Here is an 18,828-nt window from a genome sequence, read left to right on the forward strand (position 1 = left end):
TACATGTTTGAGTATGATTTCATGCGACATGCATTCGCGGCCGGTACGATCGTCGCCGTGATGTGCGGCGTCATCGGTGTATTCGTCATTGCCCGCAATTTGTCGTTCATCGCACACACCTTTTCGCATATCGGATTTTCCGGAGCGTCGTTTGCCGTCTATATGGGCTGGCACCCGCTTGCAGGTCTGCTGTTATTTACGGTATCCAGCGCGCTTGCGGTAGGACGAATGGGCATTAAAGTTTTTCGCAGGGATGTTTCCATCAGCGTTGTGCTGAGCATATTTTTGGGCTTAGGGCTGCTCTTTCTTTCTTTATCCAGCAAACAAGCGAGCACAATGTTCTCTCTGCTCTTCGGCAGTGTCGTCGGCATCAGCACGAAGGATGTTTGGGAACTTACATCGCTATCTCTTGTCGTACTGCTCCTGCTGGCTGCCGGTTATCGCATGCTGAAATTCGATTCCTTCGATCCGCTTGGCGCTCAAGCAGCCGGCCTGCCCATCCGCTTCATCTCCGTGGGATTCCTATTGCTCTTATCCGTAGCGGTAGCGGAGGCCGTGCAAATTGTCGGGGCACTCCTTGTCTTCACCCTGATGACGACTCCTGCCGCGGCAGCACGTTATCTGACCCAATCGGTAGCCAAGATGATTTTATGCTCTGCTGGGCTTGCCGTATTGGGAGTTTGGCTGGGACTTACACTCGGTTACTACACCAACGCACCTGTCAGTTTCTATATCACAGCGCTTGAAGGCATCTTCTATTTCGCCGCTTTGGGCTGGTACTCCATGCGGGAAAAGATGCAGACGAATGACGCGTCGCCTGCTCCTTCAACTGCTCCCGGAACTGTGGAATAAAAAACGCCGCGGCTTACAAATACATGTATAGCCGCGGTATTTGTTTTGGCATATACAAAAGAAGCATCCTCGGCGTGAAGCCGACATCTTCATGGAAACCTCTCCACGATCGATATTTTTAAAGAGCAATTCTGTGGCAAGAAAATCGAACTTAGCGGCTTCGTATACCGCGAGGACGATCTGAAGCCGGATCAACTCGTAGTCGGACGGTTCGCCGTCTCCTACTGCAGTGCCGATGCGTCGCCTTACAGTGTTCTTAAGGAGTTTCCTAATGCGAAAGCCTTTGCCAAAGACACATGGGTCAAGAGGACCGGCACCATTGAACAGGGGCATTACCACGACAACGATATCATCAAGGTGCATGCGACGAAAATCGAGAAAATAGCCGCTCCCGCATCCCCATACGCGTACCCTAATATGGATCCGGTAACCGAACTGAAGAAGCAAGGATAAACGACTTCCCTGATTGACATTCAAAAAAAAGAGCAGATGCTATGCGCATTTGCTCTTTTTTTTTGCTATAAAAACAAGATTTTATGACTTGGCCGGCTTCTTGGGAATACCGACTACGGAACTGCCTGTGGGTACTAGCATATCCGAGTAGGAAAAGCTCATATGCTCCCGTAGCGGCTCTCCTTGCAGCAAATGCTCGCTCACAATCCTTCGGCCCAGCTCGGGTGTGACTGCCTTGAACCATGCTCCTTCCGGATAGACCGTCACAACGCAAGTATCTTCACATCGGCCTTGACAGCGGGTGCGAGTCGTATGAATGATGCTGTCTGCACCATTCGCCGTTATTTCGTTCCGAATCGCCTGCGTGACGTCTTCCGCTCCATTGCGCATGCAGGTGCTGCCATTGCACATAAACACATGATGCCGCGTTCCCGTAAGATTCCATGTCGTCATAAACCTGCTCCTTTCCCGTGATTTTAGCGTGTCTCACGATGAAGTGTTACTTTACGTAACCGCGGGCAATATTTTTTCAGTTCCAAACGATTCGGATGCGTTCTCTTGTTCTTTGTCGTCGTATAATTGCGGTCTCCGCATTCGGTGCATGCCAAGGTGACGATAACTCTCATGTTCCCTGCTCCTTCATCATCAGATTTTATTACAAGATAGGCTCTAGCTCTGCAGACGGCATGTTGGGAAACCGGTCAGCAAACGCCGAAGCGTCGAGCGTCATCTCTTCCTCCGTCAACAGACAAGCATCGAGCGACGCAATCAGCTGCGGGCGATCCATATCGATCCCGATAAAGACGATTTTGTTGATTCGATCACCGAACTTGGGATCCCAAACAGCCGCAAGTTCGGGATTTTCGAGCAGCGTTTGCTGCTTTTCCTGCTCGGGCAGTACAGCTACCCAATATCCGGCTGGACCGAATTGGATGGACGGCCCTGCTTGGCTGAAGCTCTGGGCCATATCGCTGCGGCTCGCCAGCCAGACGGTTCCTTTGGCGCGGACGATTTCAGCCGGCCAATCTTCCATCCACGCCATCAAACGCTCAGGATGGAATGGCCGCTTCCGTTCGTAAACGAACGAGGAGATGCCGTACTCCTCCGTTTCCGGCGTGTGATGCCCTTTCTCCATTTCTTGGATCCAACCCGCAGACTGACTGGCATCTTCGAAGTTGAACAACCCCGTATTCAAAATCTCGGCAGGATTGATTCTTCCATACTCCGTTCGGATTAGCTTAGCCCGCGGCTGCAGCTTGCGCAGCACCTGCTCGAGTTCATTCAGCTCATCCGGGTCCACCTTATCGCATTTGTTCAGGATAAGAACATCGCAAAACTCGATTTGGCTGATCAGCAGATCGACTACATCGCGCGTGTCGTCGCTTCCTACGGCTTGCTGGCGATCAAGCAAGCTTTCGCCCGAAGCGTAGTCATGCCAGAACCGATTGGCATCCACAACCGTAACCATGCAGTCCAATCGGCAATATTGCGACAGATCGATGCCCTGCTCCTCATCGATGTACGTGAACGTTTGCGCGACAGGAACCGGTTCCCCGACTCCGGTTGATTCGATCAATACGTAGTCGAAACGTCCCTCCTTCGCGAGCCGCTCCACCTCCCGCAGCAAATCTTCCCGCAACGTGCAGCAGATACAGCCGTTGGACATTTCCACCAGCTTCTCATCCGTACGGGAAAGCCCGCCGCCGCCCTTAACCAGATCCGCATCAATGTTGACCTCGCTCAAGTCGTTCACGATAACGGCAACCTTCAATCCTTGCCGATTATTAAGAACATGGTTCAAAATGGTCGTCTTGCCCGCACCCAAGTAGCCGCTCAGGACGGTTACAGGAATTTTGTTTAATGGTTGCATTTGATTCATAGCCCCTTTGATTATATTGTAATATTTACGAATAACGATAATTTTAAAACCGGACTAAAGCCCGGTTAATAATAGTAAATATTACGAATTAATGACTATTTTACTCGTTCTCGATTCCGGCGTCAAGAGTCCGAATCCAATTGAGGTTGTTCGCTTTCCCGGCGTTTCGCGGCGCATTCGGGGCAATATCCGAAAATCTCGAATCGGTGGTGCATCACCTCGAAATTGCCGGGAAGCTCCGACATTTGAGGCATCGGACAGTAATCGAACGTGACGGTTTTTTCGCAGTTCATGCAAATCAGGTGGTGATGGTGGTGAGCCAGACAGCTCGCCCGGAACTTGAGACCGTCGTTGAAATAAAACTGCTCGAATACCCCCATTTCGCTTAGCAGCCGGAGATTGCGGTATACGGTGTCAAAGCTGACACCAGGGTATTTTTGCCGCATATGCTCATAAACATCTTTCGGAGACAAGTATCCCTTCGCTTCAGCGAATAACGCCGCCATCGTTTTACGCTGCTCAGTCACCCGCCATCCCTTGCTTGCCATGCCTCTGACGATTTGTTCAACAGTTGGTGTATGTGCCATGCCAATATTCCTCCGTACCTATAGTCATTATGATTTCTATAGTGCAGCATCACGGTACGGGAGTCAAGCAGCGGTGAGTGTTGAACGTCGGGCTTTATTCCGATGTTGAATGATCACTTAGTTCCTGAATGGCCTTCTCCACTTGTTCTTTATCGAAATGCTCCCCGATAAAAACGGCAACATTTTGAACTTCCTGTTGTGAATCCAATTTGACAATCTCCATTTCACGGTAAGCGTACTGGAATAAGAAACGATCTTTGCTTTTGGCAAACTGGAGAATGCCTTTCGCGCGGTATACTTCCGCAGGCAATTGCGTGAACAGCTTTTCAAACTTTTTATGATCGATCGGATGCTCAAAGTAATGAGTATAAACCATCACATGGTCATGGGAATGATGCTGTTGCCCGCCGCTCGGTTGTACATGGAGAACCTTTTTCATCGCTATTACGTGCTCGCGGCCGGAAGATTGTTTTGCGGGATTACTGGTCATTTGAATCAGCGAAGTCATGTCCACTTTGCAGCGTATGGTCTCCTCGATTCTTGCCTTGGGATTCAAATCGCGAAGTCGAATGTGAACTTCACTAATATCTTTTTCTTCAATCAAATCGATTTTATTGAGCACGATCAGATCTGCACAACGGAGTTGTTCTTCCATCAACCGGGCTGTTTTACCCTTTTTCCCACGAGATGCATCAAGAAAATGCGGCGCCGAAACCATCGTTATGACTAGCCGTAAATCAATCCCCACAATTAATGAGGTATTCGTTATACCCTCGATAAGCTCTAACGGGTTGGCTATACCGGTTGATTCGATGATGATCACATCCGGATTTTCCTTTTTTACAATGGAAAGCAGGCTCTTGCTTAGATCTTCCCGTATCGTACAGCAGATACACCCGTTAAGCATCTCCGCCAACGGCACATCATCGTCGACCAGCATTCCATCTAAATTGACATCGCCAATTTCATTCATGATGATCGCAGGCCTCTTGTTCTGCTGCAAAAAATAATCCAGCATGTTGGTTAACAATGTTGTTTTCCCGCTGCCTAAAAAACCCGAAAGAACAAATACAGGAATTGTCTCCATCCAGTTCAACCTCACGATAGGCGGATTTCATCTTCATCAACGATCTAAGTGGCACACTCGCTACAGTAGCCGTAAATTTCAAACTTGTGCCTGACAACTCGAAAATGATCGGGAAGCTCGGCGACATAAGGCATCGGACAAAATTCGAGCGGATAGATGCGGTCACATGACAGGCAGATCAAGTGGTGATGATGATGGTTGTGATTATGGGTAAAGCAGCCGATCCGAAACTTGATTCCATCCTCGAAATGAAACTGCTCCAGAACACCCAATTCTTCCAGCACCCTTAGATTTCGGTATACGGTATCAAAGCTCAGACCACTGTGCCTGGATTCAAGCCCCTCGTACACTTCCTTTGCCGTTAAATAGCCTGGCGCCTCCGCAAACAGCCGTGCCAACGTTCTGCGCTGTTCCGTAATCCGAAGGCCCCTTTGCCAGCCATCGTACGGAGCATCTGCTCGATCCTGGGTTCTACCAAGCCGCCCTCCTCCTTTTCATACTATAACCGTTCCAGAGCCGCTTTCACTGTCTCCTTGGAGAAGCTTTCACCGATAAAAACCGCTACGTTCGGGACGTTGGCTTGTGGGGTAATTTTCACAAACTGCATCTCCGGGTAGGCATATTGAAATAGAAAACGGCTAGCCGTATCCGTAAACTGCAAGATGCCCTTGGCGCGAAAAATCTCTTTAGGCAGCTTGCTGACGACTTCCTCAAATTGTTCGCTATGAATGGCGCGATCAAAATAATGCGTATAAGCCATCACATGATCATGGGTATGATGGTGACCGTGGGAGCGGTCATGATCGTGATCGCGATGATGTTCATGGACGTGGCCATCCGCATGCACATGATGATCGTGATGATCGTGCTCATGCTTGCATCCTTCGCCGCACTCGTGCCGCTTCTCCGGCTTCTTCGTCCCGGCATCGTAAACCAAGCCTTGTAATACGCTGAGGTCAACCTCGGAATAAATCGTCGCTTCGATCGGTGCATGCGGATTCCACTCGCGGATGACGCCTTCCAAGCCATGCAACTCTCCGGAGGTGATCTTATCGGACTTGTTCAGAATAAGCCAGTTCGCACAGCGAATCTGATCCTGCATCAACCGGTACGTCTTCCCCTGTTTACTCCGGCTAAGCTCCAGCAAATGAGGCGCGTCAACGACCGTAATGATCGATTGGAGATTTACTTTCAGCAGCAAGGACGCATCCGTGACCTCGTCGATGATTTCTATCGGATTGGCCACGCCGGTACATTCAATAAAAATAACATCGGGCCGATTCTCCAAATACAAGTTATGAATCGTCATCCCCAGATCGCCGCGAATCGTGCAGCAGATGCACCCGCTCAGCAGCTCGGCCGTCGGCACTTCCGCTTCTATCAGCAAACCGTCCAAATTCACATCCCCGATCTCATTCATGATGACGGCAGGCTTCAGACCGGATTCGTTGCAATAATGGATGGCTTTCTGTAATAGCGTCGTTTTGCCGCTTCCGAGGAATCCGGACAAAATATGGATCGGAATGGTTGTCGTCATTCGGTTAAACCTCCAGCACAGTTCCACTAATAGTAAATTTTACGAATATTGATTTTACTATACCTTTGTCGAATGTTGGCTGTCAATACATGGCCTAGCTATACTTATAAATTTTACGAAGGTGACAAGTCTAAACGCTCGTCCGCATAAGATGAACAGGAGGTGAATCTGTAATGGATGTTATGTTTTCTATTCCCGCGGCTATTGGGCTCGGTGCTCTGCACTCGCTGGAGCCTGGTCACGGTAAAGGAGTGATTTCCGCTTATTTGATTGCAACTCGCGGGAAAACGAGAGACGCCGTACTGCTTGGTTTGATCTCTGCTGTCACCCATACACTGTCGATCGTTATCTTGTCTGTGGCAGCAAGTTCCGCCGTCAAGCTGTTTGCACCCGAAAGATTGACACATTGGGTGGAGCTATTCTCCGGGGTTCTGATTACAATCATCGGAGCGCAAATCTTGTACCGCCATGTTCGACCCCGCATCGTCTCCATGGGAAAGCTATCCGCCAAACATCACGATGTCTGCGAGCACCACGACGGACATCATCACCATCATCACGATCACGGGAGACCTTCTTCTCTGGCCGGAATTGTATCGGTCGGCCTGCTGACCGGACTGATTCCATGCCCCAGCGCAATGGCTATATTCCTGGCCTCGCTTACAGCGGATCGCATTCCGCTCGGCCTCGGGCTGGTCGCCGCTTTCTCGCTCGGCAGCGCAGTCACGATGTCGGTGATCGGCATCCTGATCGTCCACGCCGGCCACACAGTCAAACGGTTGGAGCGCATCGGGTTCGTACGCTCTCTGAACCTGCTCTCCTCCTTCCTTATCTTAAGTCTGGGCGTTGTGGTGACGTTGCAGGCACTGATAGAGGGATAGTTTGATATCTCTACACATCGTAATTTTTACTGTTATTTCAAAGGAGCCAGGCCTTCTCGCGCGTTCAGACCGTCGCACTTCCTGTCCCTTCGCTTGGTGTCTTACCTCGCGAACAAATCGAGCAGTTCATCCATCGCTGGAAAGAAACGCTCCTGAGAGCCAAGGGTTATCTGCCTTCTTCCCCGAACGGAGCGGTTCAGCTTATGCAGTATGCAGGCAAGCGGCTGACTTGGACTTCGTCTCCCTACTCAGGCCGGCCTTACATCGTATTCATCGGTCTCGACCTGAATGCCGATCAGTTAGCCGAGGATTGGGGCCGGATGACAGGAATTTGACAAACCGTACTCCATCATTTTATACTGTTTAATAGTAAAAATTACATATAAGAACCTCCATCCAATTTAACAAGGAGTGATTATCATGGCTGAGCAAAAGCTAACAGACGAACGTATTCCAGTTACCGTACTTACGGGTTTTCTCGGAGCCGGGAAAACGACACTGTTGAATCACGTGCTTACCGCCCCTCATGGGCAGAAAATCGCCGTGATCGTGAATGAATTCGGCGAAGTGGGCATCGATAACCAGCTTGTCGTGGGTGCCGACGAAGAAATTTTCGAAATGAACAACGGCTGCATCTGCTGCACGGTACGAGGCGATTTGATTCGCATTCTCGGGGAGCTGATGGATGCCAAACGCGGAATCGGGAACCGAAGCGTCGATTTCGATCGTGTACTGATCGAAACGACCGGCCTCGCCGATCCGGCGCCGGTAGCGCAAACGTTCTTCGTCGACGAAGAGATGGCCGATTTTTACCGGCTTGATGCGATTGTGACCGTAGTCGATGCCAAGCATGCCGGCCAGCATCTGGATGAAGGACATGAGGCTCAGGAGCAAGTCGCCTTCGCCGATGTGTTGCTTCTGAACAAGGTCGATCTCGTATCCGAGGACGAGCTGAGGCAGCTGGAGCAGCGCCTTCGCTCCATGAATCCGGCCGCCAAAATCTACCATACTCAGCAATCCAACATCGAGATCGAGAAGATTCTGGGGATTCATGCCTTCGATTTGGACCAAAAGCTGGAACTCGACCCAGGTTTCCTTGAAGAAGAGGCGCATGAGCATGACGACGAGGTCATGTCTTTGTTTTTCGTCGAGGAGCGACCGCTCGATTTGCAGCGGCTGGAAAAATTCCTTGGCAAGTGGCTTTCCGAGCACGGCGCAGATACGTTCCGCTACAAAGGCGTATTGAATATTCAAGGCGTCAAGCAGCGTATCGTTTTCCAAGGCATCCATATGCTGTTCAGCTCGACTGCCGACCGCGAATGGAAACCGGCCGAAACGCCCAAGAGCGAATTTGTCATCATCGGCCGCAATTTGGACGAAGCGTGGTTCCGCGAACAATTCGCCGGTTGCGTAGCGTAATAACAGAACTTGCAGACTTACGCCTCACCGCACGCGGGTTTGCCTGCCACATGCGGTGGGGCGTTTCATTTTCGAAAAGGAGTTCGGATCTATGACTACTTCTGTGGAACAGCATCGTCAAGAAGCCCCATCCTCCGTACGCTGCATGGTTATAACCGTATCTGATACGCGCACGGCGGAGACGGACAAGAGCGGGCGGCTTATGAAACAGCTGCTCATGGAAGGCGGCTATGAAATCGTCGACTACCGGATTGTCAAGGACGAATATGCGCTCATTCAGATGTTGATACGGGAAGCGGCGGCAAACGATCGCGTGGAAGCCGTACTCCTGAACGGAGGTACGGGAATCGCGATGAGGGATACGACGTATGAGGCGGTTCGCGATGTTTTGGATAAGGAAATGCCAGGCTTCGGCGAGGTGTTTCGATACTTGAGTTATGCCGAGGATATTGGACCGGCAGCTATACTTAGCCGAGCGGTGGCAGGCATATGCGGCCATACTGCCGTCTTCTCGATACCAGGGTCTTCCGGCGCTGTGAAGCTGGCTCTTTCGAAAATCATCGTGCCCGAGCTCGGCCACGTCATGAGGGAAATCTACAAAGATCTCAAGTAACCCGCTTCGGCCGGTATACGACATAACTGGTCGGCGTCTCCCTCACGATGACTTGCAGGCATTGCGGACGATTCTGCTTGCCGGCTAGAAACTGCCTGATCCGTAAGCCGATCGTTTGCGCCAGCAGTTCCGTTGTCGGATGACAGTCACGAAACTCCGGATGCTCGTTGAGCAGCGTATGATCGTAGCGGTCGCACACAAGCTGTTTAATCGCTTTGAAATCCACTAAAATTCCTGTCTCGTCCAGCTCGTCGCCGCCGATCGTGACATTCACGATATACATATGGCCGTGCGTCCGGCTGCACTTTCCTGCTGCTTCAGCAGGAATAAAGTGGGCGGCGGCAAAGTTTATGTCTTTGTTCAATTCATAGATAAAGCTATGCTGCACTTGCGGGTAATATTGGAACATCACATTCTCTTCCCTCCTGCTTTTTTCAGCATAATTCTCCTTTTCGATGAGAGGATGGTCACATCACTTTCAAAAAGGTTTGCATGCAAGCCATGGCTTCGCCCATTTCCGCATTCTTTGCAGTACCCGTATACGTCCATTTTGAAGGTAACCGGCTGAAATTGCTCCGGCACGTCAAGATCGAGTTGATCCGGCTGAACACGGATGGGGAAGTGATTCCCGCATTGCAGGCAAATGTATTGAGTACGTGTCTTCTTTAAGTCGCAATAAGCAAACTTGATTCCCTCTCCTGAGATCGCATACTCGATAATACCGAGCTCGCGAAATAGACGTAAGTTCCGATATACGGTATCAAAGCTCATTCCGGGAAAATACTTGGACATCTCCAGAACCAAATCCATTGCGGAGAAGAATCCGGATGATTCAATCAAGATAAGCGCCAGCCGTTTGCGCTGTTCCGTTACACGAATCTTATTCTTAATAAGTATTCTGATCACTTCCTGAAGCTTCAATTCCGGGGGCAAGTCCTTCACTTCAATCGTCATCATATCGCGCTCCATATTAGTAATTATTACGATATACACATCATGATAGCAGTCATTTTCTGTTTGAGTCAATATATCACCATCGTTTATTTGTAATATTTACGTTTGATATTAGTAATAATTACGTTTATTCCGTTGACAATAAATCACACTCTCTTATATAATGGGCTCGTTGTTATTCGTAATATTTACACATAAACGTAAAGGGAGCTGTTTTTCATTGCCATTCGCAAATTCATTCTCCAAGGTTCGTTCATTATCCATTGCTACTCTTTCTACGGCGCTTCTGCTAAGCGGCTGCGGCGCTGCAGGTACCGGTCCGGCTACCAATAACGCTGACTCCGCCTCAGCCCCCACCGGAAAAATCAAGCTTGTTGCAGCCGAGAACTTCTACGGAGAAGCGGCTAAAGCGGTCGGAGGCGATTATGTGGAAGTCACCTCCATCTTGAACAGCCCGGATGCCGACCCCCACGACTTCGAACCTACGCCGGAAGCGTCCAAGTCCGTACATGACGCGCAAGTCGTCGTTTATAACGGCATCGGCTATGATGAGTGGATGAAGAAGCTGATTGATGCTTCCGGGGACGCCAAGAATAAAGCCGTCATCGCCGTAGGCAGCGACATTATGGGTAAGAAAGAAGGCGACAATGAGCATATCTGGTATAATCCGGATACGATGCCGAAATACGTCGACCGCTTGGCTGAACAACTAAGCAAACTGGACCCAAGCCACAAGGATGCTTATCGGAAACAGGCGGATGCCTATAAAGCATCCCTCGCTCCCTTCACCAGTCTCGTGAAAGAGCTGAAGCAAGCCTCCCCCGTGCCCGTTGCCGTATCCGAGCCGGTTTTCGATTATATGGCCGAAGCATTGAATTTATCTGTGTCCGATAAGAAGTTCTCCATGGCCGCCGAAGAAGAGACGGATCCGGCACCTGCCGAAGTAGCGCAGCTTCAGAACGATATAAAGGGCAAGAAAATCACTATGTTCGTAAACAATATTCAAGCATCCAGCCCTACGGTAAAAAATATTGTGGAGCTGGCAAAGCAAAATGAGGTGCCGGTAATCGAAGTCACGGAAACGCTGCCGAGCGGTAAAAATTACGTGCAATGGATGGTCGACCAATTGAACCAGATTAAGGCGGCATTGAAAAAATGAACGACATTGCTTTGAATGTAAGTCATGTATCGGTCGATTTAGGCGGGAGGCGTATTCTTTCCAATTTGTCGTTTGAAGTGGGTCACGGAGAATTCATGGGAATCCTCGGTCCGAACGGAGCGGGAAAAACGACCTTATTTCGTGTACTGCTAGAACTGCTTCGTCCCACTAAAGGAACAGTGCAGCACTTTGGAGAACGCAGCGGGCAGGAACGGGAGAAAAGCGAAGTTTCGACTCGGAAAAGCACCGCAACAATCGGCTATGTTCCACAGTCTAGGCAGATCGATACGGAGCTGCCGATGCAAGTTCGGGATTTCGTTAGTCTCGGTCTCCCCAACCCGTTTCGCTTCTGGCTATCACGGCGTGACAAAGAAGCTGTGCAATCCGCCATGGAACTGACGGATTGCGCACGCTTCGGCCATCAACCGATCGGCAAACTATCGGGGGGCGAGCGGCAACGCGCCTATCTGGCTCAAGCGTTAGTCCGCAACCCTCAAATCCTGCTGCTGGATGAACCGACATCCAATTTGGATCCAGGCGCCCAGGAAGGGATGGCAGCCGTTGTACATCAGATTTGCCGCTCGCAGAGCATCAGCGTGCTTTTCATCAGTCACGACGTGAATTTGATTGCACGCTACGCCGATCGCATTTTGTACCTTACGCCAGGTCATTATGCGGTAGGAACCGTCGATGAAGTGATGCGAACCGACGTACTGCAACGTTTGTACGGAACCGCCGTAGAGCTTGTACGGATGGCCGGCAAGCTCTATCTCGTTGCAACCGAGCAGGCCATCGGGGGCGGCACCGACATATGCAATTGAATCACGCGACGCAACCGCCGGCAATAACAGCCTTGTAGAAAGGTGATGAGAACTGTGTTTCAATACGATTTCATGCAGCATGCATTTGCCGCCGGCACGGTCGTGGCGATCATGTGCGGCGCCATCGGGGTATTTGTCATTGCCCGCAGTCTTTCCTTTATCGCCCATTCCTTCTCTCATATCGGGTTTTCCGGAGCAGCCTTTGCCGTTTGCATCGGCTGGAATCCGCTTAGCGGGCTGCTCCTTTTCACCTCAATCAGCGCGCTGGCCATCGGAGGCTTTGGCGTAAAAGTGTTTAGACGCGACGTCACGATCAGTATTATCCTTAGCCTGTTTCTCGGTCTCGGCCTGCTCTTCATTGCCCTTTCCACGAAACAAGCGACCGCAATGTACGCGCTCCTTTTCGGCAGTGTCGTCGGCATCAGTATGAGCAGCGTATGGGAGATGCTTCTGCTGTCCTTATTCGTATTGGCGCTGCTCGTCGTGTTATATAAACCGCTCAAGTTCGACTCCTTCGATCCGGTTGGCGCTCAAGCCGCACGTTTACCGGTACGGGTGCTTTCTGTAGCCTTTCTAATTTTGCTTGGAATCGCCTCTTCCGAGGCCATTCAAATCGTCGGCTCCCTTCTTGTGTTCACACTGATGACTGCACCTGCTGCCACGGCCAGATATCTAACCAATACCGTCTTCAGGATGATCATGGCTTCTGCATTTCTAGCTGTAATTGGCGTATGGGGCGGGCTGGTGCTCAGCTACTATACGAATGCACCCGTTACTTTCTTCATCGCAACGCTGGAATGTATATTCTACTTCATGGCACTCGGCTGGCATGCGCTAAGAGAGCGGCGAAAAGCACGTACTGTAGAGGCGGTGACACCTGTATGGCAAAGAGCCTAATCATCGCCGATGAACATGGTACTCAATCGGCGGCTTGGTACAAGCAAAGCTTTGGCGCAGACTATTTAACGATTTATAAGCACAGAGACTGTAACCATGCCAAACAGGAAGTACGGCAAATGATCGATTGGCTGCGCTTGCCTCCAGGCGCAAGAGTATTGGATTTGTGCTGCGGCATGGGGCGGCATTCGTTTACCTTGGCGGAATTCGGCTACGACGTTACGGGGCTTGACCTCTCCGAGGTGCTGTTAAGTGAGGCGAAAGAGCAGGATAGCTCCTCTAGCGTGCGGTGGCTGCAAGGCGATATGCGGCACGTTCCGCTGCCATGCGTACGTTTCGACGCTGTCGTCAATCTGTTTACCTCTTTCGGTTATTTTGACGATGACAAGGAGAACCGCAAAGTTCTGCTGGAGATTGAACGACTGCTGCAGCCCGGAGGGAAATGGATCGTTGATTTTTTAAACCCGTATGCCGTCGTTAGCGGCCTGGTGCCACACTCAGAACGTCGGGAAGGCAACATGATAATTCGAGAAGCTCGTTACGTCAAGAATGGGATGGTCTACAAACAAATTACAGTGTTGGAAGATGGCAGGGACACCCGAACTTACACCGAGCAAGTAAAGCTCTACAAGCTTCCCGACTTCGAGCAGATGCTCAAGGGCTCATCTCTAGTAGTCAAGCAACTGTATGGAGACTATCAGGGTTCGTCCTACAATGCAGCTACTTCCCCGCGAATGATTATGGTTGGCGAGAAAAAAGCCTTTCGGTGCTGACTCCGAAAGGCTTTTGCGTCAAGTATCAAAAGTTGCGTTTCCCGAAATGTACGACTTGATCCGTTTCCCAATAAAGCTCCAGATAACCTCTCGAAGTCCAGAAAGGAAACCTCAATGCTCGTAGATAACCTGATCAATTTCCGATTCTGTATCTTCGATTTTGATCGTTTTGAAATCAAATAAATCGGATGGCTCAATTCCTAACGCTTCCATAATTTTTTCTAATGATTCAATAGAGATGTTTCTTGTTCCCCTTTCCACGTCCCTCCTAGTACGCCGCTGTTGTATTGATCGGATCGCCCCGCGAAATAAGCCCTAATCTAGCCCCTGTTGCGATCCTACATGTATTCGGAACTCAAAGCGGTGGCGTTACTCCTAACTGCGCCCAGCCTTCCTTGGAAGGACCGTAAATCGCAGGTATAGGCAGCTCCGCTTGACGCATGAGGACTGTAACCTGACCCCGATGATGAACGATGTGTTTGATCAATCCCAGGAAGATCGTCGCGTTGGATTCCAATCTTCCGAACGCATTTTGAACGTGCTTCAATGAATCGTCCGTCCACTGCTCTTGAAGAGCTTGGACAACGCGAGAGCTGATCATATTAAAGGTCTCCGCGATCTCCTTTGCGGACGGCACCTCGTTCGGATTCGATACTTTCTCTACCAGGACTCCGAAATTAGTTAAATAATCCGGGATATTCGTGACAAAGTGCCACGCAATCCTTCCCAACGTACGCCCCCCGGGATATACTTGCTGCTGGAGCGCATGATCGGTCAACCCGTCCAACACCTTTTGGGTTAGTACCGCCTCATTTTTCCATTCGACGATCAAATCCTGTACGGTAACGTACATCTTCTCATCCCTTTCCTGTCGTTATATTTCGCTTCAAGCTTTGTCTCGTTTCTCTATATCCATTGCCTGCATACCCTTATGAAATTTGTTCACCGCTAGAAAATAACCGTCTACATCATCGGCATGGACACCAACCAGGTTTGTCTAGCTCGAATCCATCTTAATCGTTAATGGTGACAGCTATCGTCACTAACTATTTTTTTCAACCGCTGATAGTCAAATCACGGATCTCAAGCTTTCGTTGCTGTTGTCCATACAAACCAGCCAACACAGCGGCAATCGCCATAAAGATTGCACTGGATGCTACGCCGAATTGTAAGCCGTACCGTTCGACCACCACACCTCCAACGATGGGACCGATAATCTGTCCAGAGGCAAAAAAGGCAGTGGCTATGCTAAGACATGCCGCATACGAGTCGTGAGGGACATGACGACGAAGAAGCGCAGTCGTCATCAGCGGCGGGGTAATAAAGGAAACCAGCCCAATCGTGGCGGCTCCGAGCACAGTAAATAACATATTATTGGCGGTTACCCCACTCACACCGATCGTCCCCAAGGTTAACCCTGACGCAAGCGTATACCCGCTCGGCCATCGGTCAATGGCTTTGCCTCCGATCCATCCGTTAAACAATCCCGCAAATCCGATTCCGGACCATATCAACCCGGCATAGAGGGACGGAACGCCTTTGCTCACCAAATAGGGAATCAAATACGTGAAATAGATGATATAACCCCACCCGAAGAAAAAATAAGAAACGATTAGGAACAAGAGCCTCTTCGGGTTCAACAGAAGACGATACACATTTTCGCTTTCTTTGTCCCGTGGCTTCGATTCGGTCTGCGAGGGTATTTTTACGTCCCCCCTTTTTCTGGTGACGAACTCAAAACCGAACGCGGCAATGACCCCGAATATACCCATGGTCACCCAAGCATACCGCCACCCCTGCAAGTGTGAAGGATCTATGGTAAAGGGGGCGAATAAACCCGTCACAAGAATGCCGGCAGATCCGCCCAGCCATATAAGACCCGATGCCACTCCTCGTTCCGCCGGTCGAACGGCATCCATTGCAATGGACAGGACTAACACTGTAGCGAATGCTGATAACAAGCCAATTGCAAACCGCCAGAGCCCAAGCCCAGTGAAATGATTACTAAATGCCGAGCCGATCAAAGTCAATCCTAGCAATAAGCACGTCATGCGATTAATGACATGTTTGCGGTCTGGAAACTGCGAAATCAAAGGAGAAAGACACAATGTCCCGACCAAATAACCGATAAAGTTGACTGTGCCCAATATACCCAACTGTCCGTAGCTCCCCCCGATCACCCTCTGTATCCCAGGCAAGAACATGCCGTAGGAGAGCCGGGAAAAACCGAGAATGACGGCAAACAAAAACGATGCCCATAAAGTAATCCAATTTAATGCGGATTTAGTACCCATATAGCCCATCTTCCCCCAAAATAATAAGTTGACCCTATTGTAAAATCTCGAGAATGTTTTGTAAAATTGAATAATATGAATAAATAGTTCGAATATCTTAAATGAAGGTGATGACAATGGATCTTCGATCTTTAAAGACCTTCGAGGCTTGCGTACGTCTTGGACATTTTCTGAAAGCCGCCGAGGAACTCCAATATGCTCCCTCTACGGTAACCCTTCAGATCCAGCGTCTCGAAGCTGATCTAGGCGTTTCATTATTCGTGCGCGACGGAAAACGCGTGATCGTGACCGAAGCGGGCCGATGGCTTCATCATGAGGCCTCGGCTTTACTGAAGTCGATCGGAGCCATGAGGCAGACCGTCTCGGATATTGCTGCGGGAGATAACGGCACGGTGCGTATTGCCGCTATCGAGCCCGTCGCAAGCCAGCAGCTAGCGACCGTTATAGCTGACTTTTGCAAGACTCGACCGAAAGTGGAGTTAACCATGGAAGTAAGCGGCAGCAGATCGATCGCGGAGAGGGTTCGGGCCGGCGAATTGGAATTCGGCGTTTGCTCGGCTCCACCTTCGAAGCTCATGCTGGAGTTTGAGCCGCTGTTCGAGGAAAGATTAGGGGTCATGTTAAACAAGAATCACCCATTAGCCGATCGAGATAGCATCACGGCGAGCGACCTTGCAGGGCTAACCGTTCTAGTCAAAGAACCGACTTGTATCTATCGAGAGCTTTGGGAAACGGCGATTTATCCGACTGGGCGAAACCTGTTCTCTTGTATGGAGGTTGGAAGTTTTTTTGTGATTCAACAAATGGTTAAGGCAGAGTTCGGCATCGGGATTGTTCCGATTTACAGCGGTCTGGAACAGGAAGGCTCCTTGGTCATAAAACCTATAGCCGATTTGAATCCTTCCATCATTATAGGCATCGCTTATAAAGACAAAAACCTCCTAGGCAAGGCAGCATTATTGTTAATGGAAGCAATTAGGGGCATCCGTGAACCCAACCCTACGCTACCAAGTGCAATTTAGCTTAAAGTGACCCGGCGGGAATGAGATAAAGTTCTTGTCATTTGGTTTTGACAAGAACTTTATTCCATAGAACAAAAAAAGCCGCGATTTCCGCGGACTTTAATAAGATAATGTTCTCGTCACTCGACATCAGATATCGCTGCGATCTGGCCCGGTATAGTAAGTCTATCATTTTTTATAAAATCATTCCGGTTCTTGCAAAACAATCTCCGCTTCGAAGCCCAGCTGTTCACACAGCTTGCGAATACGGCGCATGTCCTGTGTGCTGGTAATCCACTCGCAACCCATGGTTGATGCCTCGCGAGCCGCCCATTGCAGGATATATACCAAGGCATCCGCATGGGCTTCCTTCGTAGCGAAGTCCTCCAGCACCAGCGTGCCCCCGCGTACCGAAGCACGCACGTATGCCCAGTGCTGGTCGGCAAAGCTGCGGGCGACAAAACGCGTATCTCCATCCGAATGGACCTGCATTGAGAGCGCTTGCAGCCATTTGCTATAGGCGCCGGAACCTGTCGGAGCTTTCGGGTTCCCCCATTCAAGTGAATCGGCGGCCAGCTTCCGCAATTCATCTTCCCCAGCTACGCTCTTCCACTGCTCATTATGGAAAGAACCTTGGAAAGTCGGTTTGAAACGGACTTGCCAGCTACGTTCGCCTGTTGATATGCCATCAGCATGAAGCAGTTCAGATACGGAAACCACGGCAAGACCTTTGGCGTGAGTATGGTGTACAAGCTATTTAACGCCTGCGGCGTCTCTTTGGCGATTTCATTGGCATGAAACATAAAAATCGATCCATTGACCAGCTTAGGTTTCACCCGCTCCACAAGCTGCGCGCTTGGCGGTCCCGACCAATCGACGGTATCCTCCCCCTCGACGACCAGATAGTTCCACTCCCGGAGCCATTCCAAATTCTCCTCCCGATAGGAGGCGTAAGGAAAACGCATGAAAGTCGGAACCGGTCTTCCCGTTGCTTCTTGATAAGCAAGCTCAGCCAGCTTCAGCTCTTCGAAGAATACGGCCTTGGTCACATCTGCCATTCTACGGTGATGGTAGGTATGCGTTGTGAGCTCATGGCCCCTAGCTAGCATTTCTCTTGCTTTCGCCGGGTACCGATCAAACCACTAGCCCGTTAAATAAACCGTCCCGCACGCGCCTCCCTGCTCCAAGGCATCCAGCCATGCGTCAACAGGAATCCGCATCGGACCGTCATCGAACGTAAAGGCACAGTGAGAAATCGCTGGATTGCCGCGAGTAAATTACCAAGTTTGTCATCATAAATCCCCCTTCTGGGGTATCCTTCCATATGATACCACCTGACCCTATTGTAAAATCTCGGAAATGTTTTGTAAAATTGAATAATATGAATAAATGGTTCGATATATTTAAATAAAGATAATGGCAATAGTCGCTGACAGGCTCGGGCAAGCCTAGAGAATTATCGGAAACGACAGCCGCAACAGGCCGATTAGTAGGAATGTGAGCGACAACGACTCTTCTCGATTCGTAGTTGACAATCCAGAAGAAATCTCGCCGTTCCCGATACATTATAATGGTATAATAGTACTCGAGCCAAATTCGAAAGGAGTACGGTTATGACCAA

General features: G+C 50.0%; 25 protein-coding genes. 11 read left to right on the top strand and 14 right to left on the bottom strand.

The annotated features are described in order from the left end of the window. Positions 1–3: 3 nt before the first annotated feature. Together SD70_RS12640 and SD70_RS40330 are read left to right on the top strand one after the other, a co-directional pair. Entirely contained in the window at positions 4–852 is an 849-nt protein-coding gene (locus SD70_RS12640) for a metal ABC transporter permease (RefSeq protein ID WP_052487359.1), read from the top strand. Between the two features lie 108 nt (positions 853–960). After that, complete coding sequence (locus tag SD70_RS40330; RefSeq protein WP_082053309.1) at positions 961–1,305, top strand: TIGR03943 family putative permease subunit; 345 nt, start codon at positions 961–963, stop codon at positions 1,303–1,305. 81 nt (positions 1,306–1,386) lie between these two features. Here the strand turns inward: SD70_RS40330 and SD70_RS12650 are convergent, their stop codons facing one another. From SD70_RS12650 to SD70_RS12670, 7 genes are all read right to left on the bottom strand, one after another. Continuing rightward, positions 1,387–1,758, bottom strand: a complete 372-nt coding sequence (locus SD70_RS12650; protein WP_041047920.1) for a (2Fe-2S) ferredoxin domain-containing protein — start codon at positions 1,756–1,758, stop codon at positions 1,387–1,389. Positions 1,759–1,781: 23 nt separating this feature from the next. Continuing rightward, the gene (rpmG, locus tag SD70_RS34815; RefSeq protein ID WP_082053310.1) at positions 1,782–1,931 is read right to left on the bottom strand and encodes a 50S ribosomal protein L33; all 150 of its coding nucleotides are present in this window, start codon (positions 1,929–1,931) and stop codon (positions 1,782–1,784) included. 29 nt (positions 1,932–1,960) lie between these two features. Beyond that, positions 1,961–3,175 carry a GTP-binding protein gene (locus SD70_RS12655; RefSeq protein ID WP_156158000.1) on the bottom strand — a complete coding sequence of 405 codons (1,215 nt, stop codon included), beginning with the start codon at positions 3,173–3,175 and terminating at the stop codon, positions 1,961–1,963. A gap of 131 nt (positions 3,176–3,306) precedes the next feature. Continuing rightward, a complete protein-coding gene (locus tag SD70_RS12660) occupies positions 3,307–3,771 on the bottom strand; it encodes a Fur family transcriptional regulator (protein ID WP_041047922.1) in 465 nt (154 codons plus the stop codon). Between the two features lie 94 nt (positions 3,772–3,865). After that, positions 3,866–4,858 (bottom strand): CobW family GTP-binding protein, encoded by a 993-nt coding sequence (locus SD70_RS12665; RefSeq protein WP_052487360.1) that lies wholly within the window; start codon positions 4,856–4,858, stop codon positions 3,866–3,868. 44 nt (positions 4,859–4,902) lie between these two features. Further along, positions 4,903–5,256, bottom strand: coding sequence for a Fur family transcriptional regulator (locus SD70_RS34820; RefSeq protein WP_331436771.1), 354 nt, complete (start codon positions 5,254–5,256; stop codon positions 4,903–4,905). A gap of 101 nt (positions 5,257–5,357) precedes the next feature. Then, positions 5,358–6,395 carry a CobW family GTP-binding protein gene (locus tag SD70_RS12670; protein ID WP_041047923.1) on the bottom strand — a complete coding sequence of 346 codons (1,038 nt, stop codon included), beginning with the start codon at positions 6,393–6,395 and terminating at the stop codon, positions 5,358–5,360. A 173-nt stretch (positions 6,396–6,568) separates the two neighbouring features. Here SD70_RS12670 and SD70_RS12675 point away from each other — a divergent pair, with 173 nt between their 5' ends. The 4 genes from SD70_RS12675 (at position 6,569) to SD70_RS12685 (ending at position 9,308) form a co-directional block, all read left to right on the top strand. Further along, positions 6,569–7,276, top strand: coding sequence for a nickel/cobalt transporter (locus SD70_RS12675; protein WP_041047924.1), 708 nt, complete (start codon positions 6,569–6,571; stop codon positions 7,274–7,276). Positions 7,277–7,305: 29 nt separating this feature from the next. Beyond that, positions 7,306–7,611: a CobW C-terminal domain-containing protein gene (locus SD70_RS40335; RefSeq protein ID WP_082053312.1), complete on the top strand. Its 306-nt coding sequence runs from the start codon at positions 7,306–7,308 to the stop codon at positions 7,609–7,611. 85 nt (positions 7,612–7,696) lie between these two features. Further along, complete coding sequence (locus SD70_RS12680) at positions 7,697–8,695, top strand: CobW family GTP-binding protein (protein WP_041047925.1); 999 nt, start codon at positions 7,697–7,699, stop codon at positions 8,693–8,695. 91 nt (positions 8,696–8,786) lie between these two features. Next, a complete protein-coding gene (locus SD70_RS12685) occupies positions 8,787–9,308 on the top strand; it encodes a MogA/MoaB family molybdenum cofactor biosynthesis protein (RefSeq protein WP_041047926.1) in 522 nt (173 codons plus the stop codon). Here the strand turns inward: SD70_RS12685 and queD are convergent. Together queD and SD70_RS12695 are read right to left on the bottom strand one after the other, a co-directional pair. Further along, a complete protein-coding gene (queD, locus tag SD70_RS12690) occupies positions 9,301–9,720 on the bottom strand; it encodes a 6-carboxytetrahydropterin synthase QueD (protein WP_041047927.1) in 420 nt (139 codons plus the stop codon). The two genes, SD70_RS12685 and queD, sit on opposite strands and share 8 nt — an antisense overlap. After that, entirely contained in the window at positions 9,717–10,265 is a 549-nt protein-coding gene (locus tag SD70_RS12695; protein WP_197081020.1) for a Fur family transcriptional regulator, read from the bottom strand. Before SD70_RS12695 ends, queD begins: the two co-directional genes overlap by 4 nt. 160 nt (positions 10,266–10,425) lie before the next feature. Here SD70_RS12695 and SD70_RS12700 point away from each other — a divergent pair, with 160 nt between their 5' ends. The 4 genes from SD70_RS12700 to SD70_RS12715 are packed head-to-tail and all read left to right on the top strand — an operon-like array spanning position 10,426 to position 13,912. Continuing rightward, positions 10,426–11,421 carry a metal ABC transporter solute-binding protein, Zn/Mn family gene (locus SD70_RS12700; RefSeq protein WP_082053315.1) on the top strand — a complete coding sequence of 332 codons (996 nt, stop codon included), beginning with the start codon at positions 10,426–10,428 and terminating at the stop codon, positions 11,419–11,421. Further along, positions 11,418–12,242, top strand: coding sequence for a metal ABC transporter ATP-binding protein (locus SD70_RS12705; RefSeq protein ID WP_052487362.1), 825 nt, complete (start codon positions 11,418–11,420; stop codon positions 12,240–12,242). The genes SD70_RS12700 and SD70_RS12705 overlap by 4 nt, the downstream gene beginning before the upstream one ends. 54 nt (positions 12,243–12,296) lie before the next feature. Continuing rightward, on the top strand, positions 12,297–13,139 hold the full coding sequence (locus tag SD70_RS12710) for a metal ABC transporter permease (RefSeq protein ID WP_041047929.1): 843 nt from the start codon (positions 12,297–12,299) through the stop codon (positions 13,137–13,139). Further along, complete coding sequence (locus SD70_RS12715; RefSeq protein WP_052487363.1) at positions 13,124–13,912, top strand: class I SAM-dependent methyltransferase; 789 nt, start codon at positions 13,124–13,126, stop codon at positions 13,910–13,912. The genes SD70_RS12710 and SD70_RS12715 overlap by 16 nt, the downstream gene beginning before the upstream one ends. Positions 13,913–14,023: 111 nt before the next feature. On the opposite strand, the gene SD70_RS37965 is transcribed toward SD70_RS12715, so the two are convergent. The 3 genes from SD70_RS37965 to SD70_RS12725 all read right to left on the bottom strand — a co-directional run bounded on the left by SD70_RS37965 (position 14,024) and on the right by SD70_RS12725 (position 16,206). Then, entirely contained in the window at positions 14,024–14,173 is a 150-nt protein-coding gene (locus SD70_RS37965; protein WP_231571181.1) for a helix-turn-helix domain-containing protein, read from the bottom strand. A 94-nt stretch (positions 14,174–14,267) separates the two neighbouring features. Continuing rightward, complete coding sequence (locus SD70_RS12720) at positions 14,268–14,765, bottom strand: DinB family protein (protein ID WP_041047930.1); 498 nt, start codon at positions 14,763–14,765, stop codon at positions 14,268–14,270. Positions 14,766–14,967: 202 nt separating this feature from the next. After that, positions 14,968–16,206 carry a YbfB/YjiJ family MFS transporter gene (locus tag SD70_RS12725; protein ID WP_041047931.1) on the bottom strand — a complete coding sequence of 413 codons (1,239 nt, stop codon included), beginning with the start codon at positions 16,204–16,206 and terminating at the stop codon, positions 14,968–14,970. A gap of 101 nt (positions 16,207–16,307) precedes the next feature. Here SD70_RS12725 and SD70_RS12730 point away from each other — a divergent pair, with 101 nt between their 5' ends. Next, positions 16,308–17,228, top strand: coding sequence for a LysR family transcriptional regulator (locus tag SD70_RS12730; RefSeq protein ID WP_231571182.1), 921 nt, complete (start codon positions 16,308–16,310; stop codon positions 17,226–17,228). Between the two features lie 183 nt (positions 17,229–17,411). Here SD70_RS12730 and SD70_RS37970 read toward each other — a convergent pair whose 3' ends face one another. Together SD70_RS37970 and SD70_RS37975 are read right to left on the bottom strand one after the other, a co-directional pair. After that, a complete protein-coding gene (locus SD70_RS37970) occupies positions 17,412–17,792 on the bottom strand; it encodes a hypothetical protein (protein WP_231571183.1) in 381 nt (126 codons plus the stop codon). Positions 17,793–17,806: 14 nt separating this feature from the next. After that, complete coding sequence (locus tag SD70_RS37975) at positions 17,807–18,316, bottom strand: polysaccharide deacetylase family protein (RefSeq protein WP_231571184.1); 510 nt, start codon at positions 18,314–18,316, stop codon at positions 17,807–17,809. Positions 18,317–18,828 lie beyond the last annotated feature (512 nt).

The organism is Gordoniibacillus kamchatkensis (genome assembly GCF_000829455.1).
Taxonomy (GTDB): domain Bacteria; phylum Bacillota; class Bacilli; order Paenibacillales; family NBRC-103111; genus Gordoniibacillus; species Gordoniibacillus kamchatkensis.

Excerpts from the sequence above, each read along its gene's own strand:
- SD70_RS37975 (WP_231571184.1), bottom strand. The coding sequence starts at position 18,316 with ATGCTAGCTAGGGGCCATGAGCTCACAACGCATACCTACCATCACCGT.
- SD70_RS12660 (WP_041047922.1), bottom strand. The coding sequence starts at position 3,771 with ATGGCACATACACCAACTGTTGAACAAATCGTCAGAGGCATGGCAAGC.
- SD70_RS12720 (WP_041047930.1), bottom strand. The coding sequence starts at position 14,765 with ATGTACGTTACCGTACAGGATTTGATCGTCGAATGGAAAAATGAGGCG.
- rpmG (WP_082053310.1), bottom strand. The coding sequence starts at position 1,931 with ATGAGAGTTATCGTCACCTTGGCATGCACCGAATGCGGAGACCGCAAT.
- SD70_RS12640 (WP_052487359.1), top strand. The coding sequence starts at position 4 with ATGTTTGAGTATGATTTCATGCGACATGCATTCGCGGCCGGTACGATC.
- SD70_RS12675 (WP_041047924.1), top strand. The coding sequence starts at position 6,569 with ATGGATGTTATGTTTTCTATTCCCGCGGCTATTGGGCTCGGTGCTCTG.
- SD70_RS12655 (WP_156158000.1), bottom strand. The coding sequence starts at position 3,175 with ATGCAACCATTAAACAAAATTCCTGTAACCGTCCTGAGCGGCTACTTG.
- SD70_RS12705 (WP_052487362.1), top strand. The coding sequence starts at position 11,418 with ATGAACGACATTGCTTTGAATGTAAGTCATGTATCGGTCGATTTAGGC.
- SD70_RS12695 (WP_197081020.1), bottom strand. The coding sequence starts at position 10,265 with ATGATGACGATTGAAGTGAAGGACTTGCCCCCGGAATTGAAGCTTCAG.
- SD70_RS12685 (WP_041047926.1), top strand. The coding sequence starts at position 8,787 with ATGACTACTTCTGTGGAACAGCATCGTCAAGAAGCCCCATCCTCCGTA.
- SD70_RS12670 (WP_041047923.1), bottom strand. The coding sequence starts at position 6,395 with ATGACGACAACCATTCCGATCCATATTTTGTCCGGATTCCTCGGAAGC.
- SD70_RS12715 (WP_052487363.1), top strand. The coding sequence starts at position 13,124 with ATGGCAAAGAGCCTAATCATCGCCGATGAACATGGTACTCAATCGGCG.
- SD70_RS12680 (WP_041047925.1), top strand. The coding sequence starts at position 7,697 with ATGGCTGAGCAAAAGCTAACAGACGAACGTATTCCAGTTACCGTACTT.
- SD70_RS12650 (WP_041047920.1), bottom strand. The coding sequence starts at position 1,758 with ATGACGACATGGAATCTTACGGGAACGCGGCATCATGTGTTTATGTGC.
- SD70_RS12700 (WP_082053315.1), top strand. The coding sequence starts at position 10,426 with ATGGGCTCGTTGTTATTCGTAATATTTACACATAAACGTAAAGGGAGC.
- SD70_RS12730 (WP_231571182.1), top strand. The coding sequence starts at position 16,308 with ATGAAGGTGATGACAATGGATCTTCGATCTTTAAAGACCTTCGAGGCT.
- SD70_RS12725 (WP_041047931.1), bottom strand. The coding sequence starts at position 16,206 with ATGGGTACTAAATCCGCATTAAATTGGATTACTTTATGGGCATCGTTT.
- SD70_RS12665 (WP_052487360.1), bottom strand. The coding sequence starts at position 4,858 with ATGGAGACAATTCCTGTATTTGTTCTTTCGGGTTTTTTAGGCAGCGGG.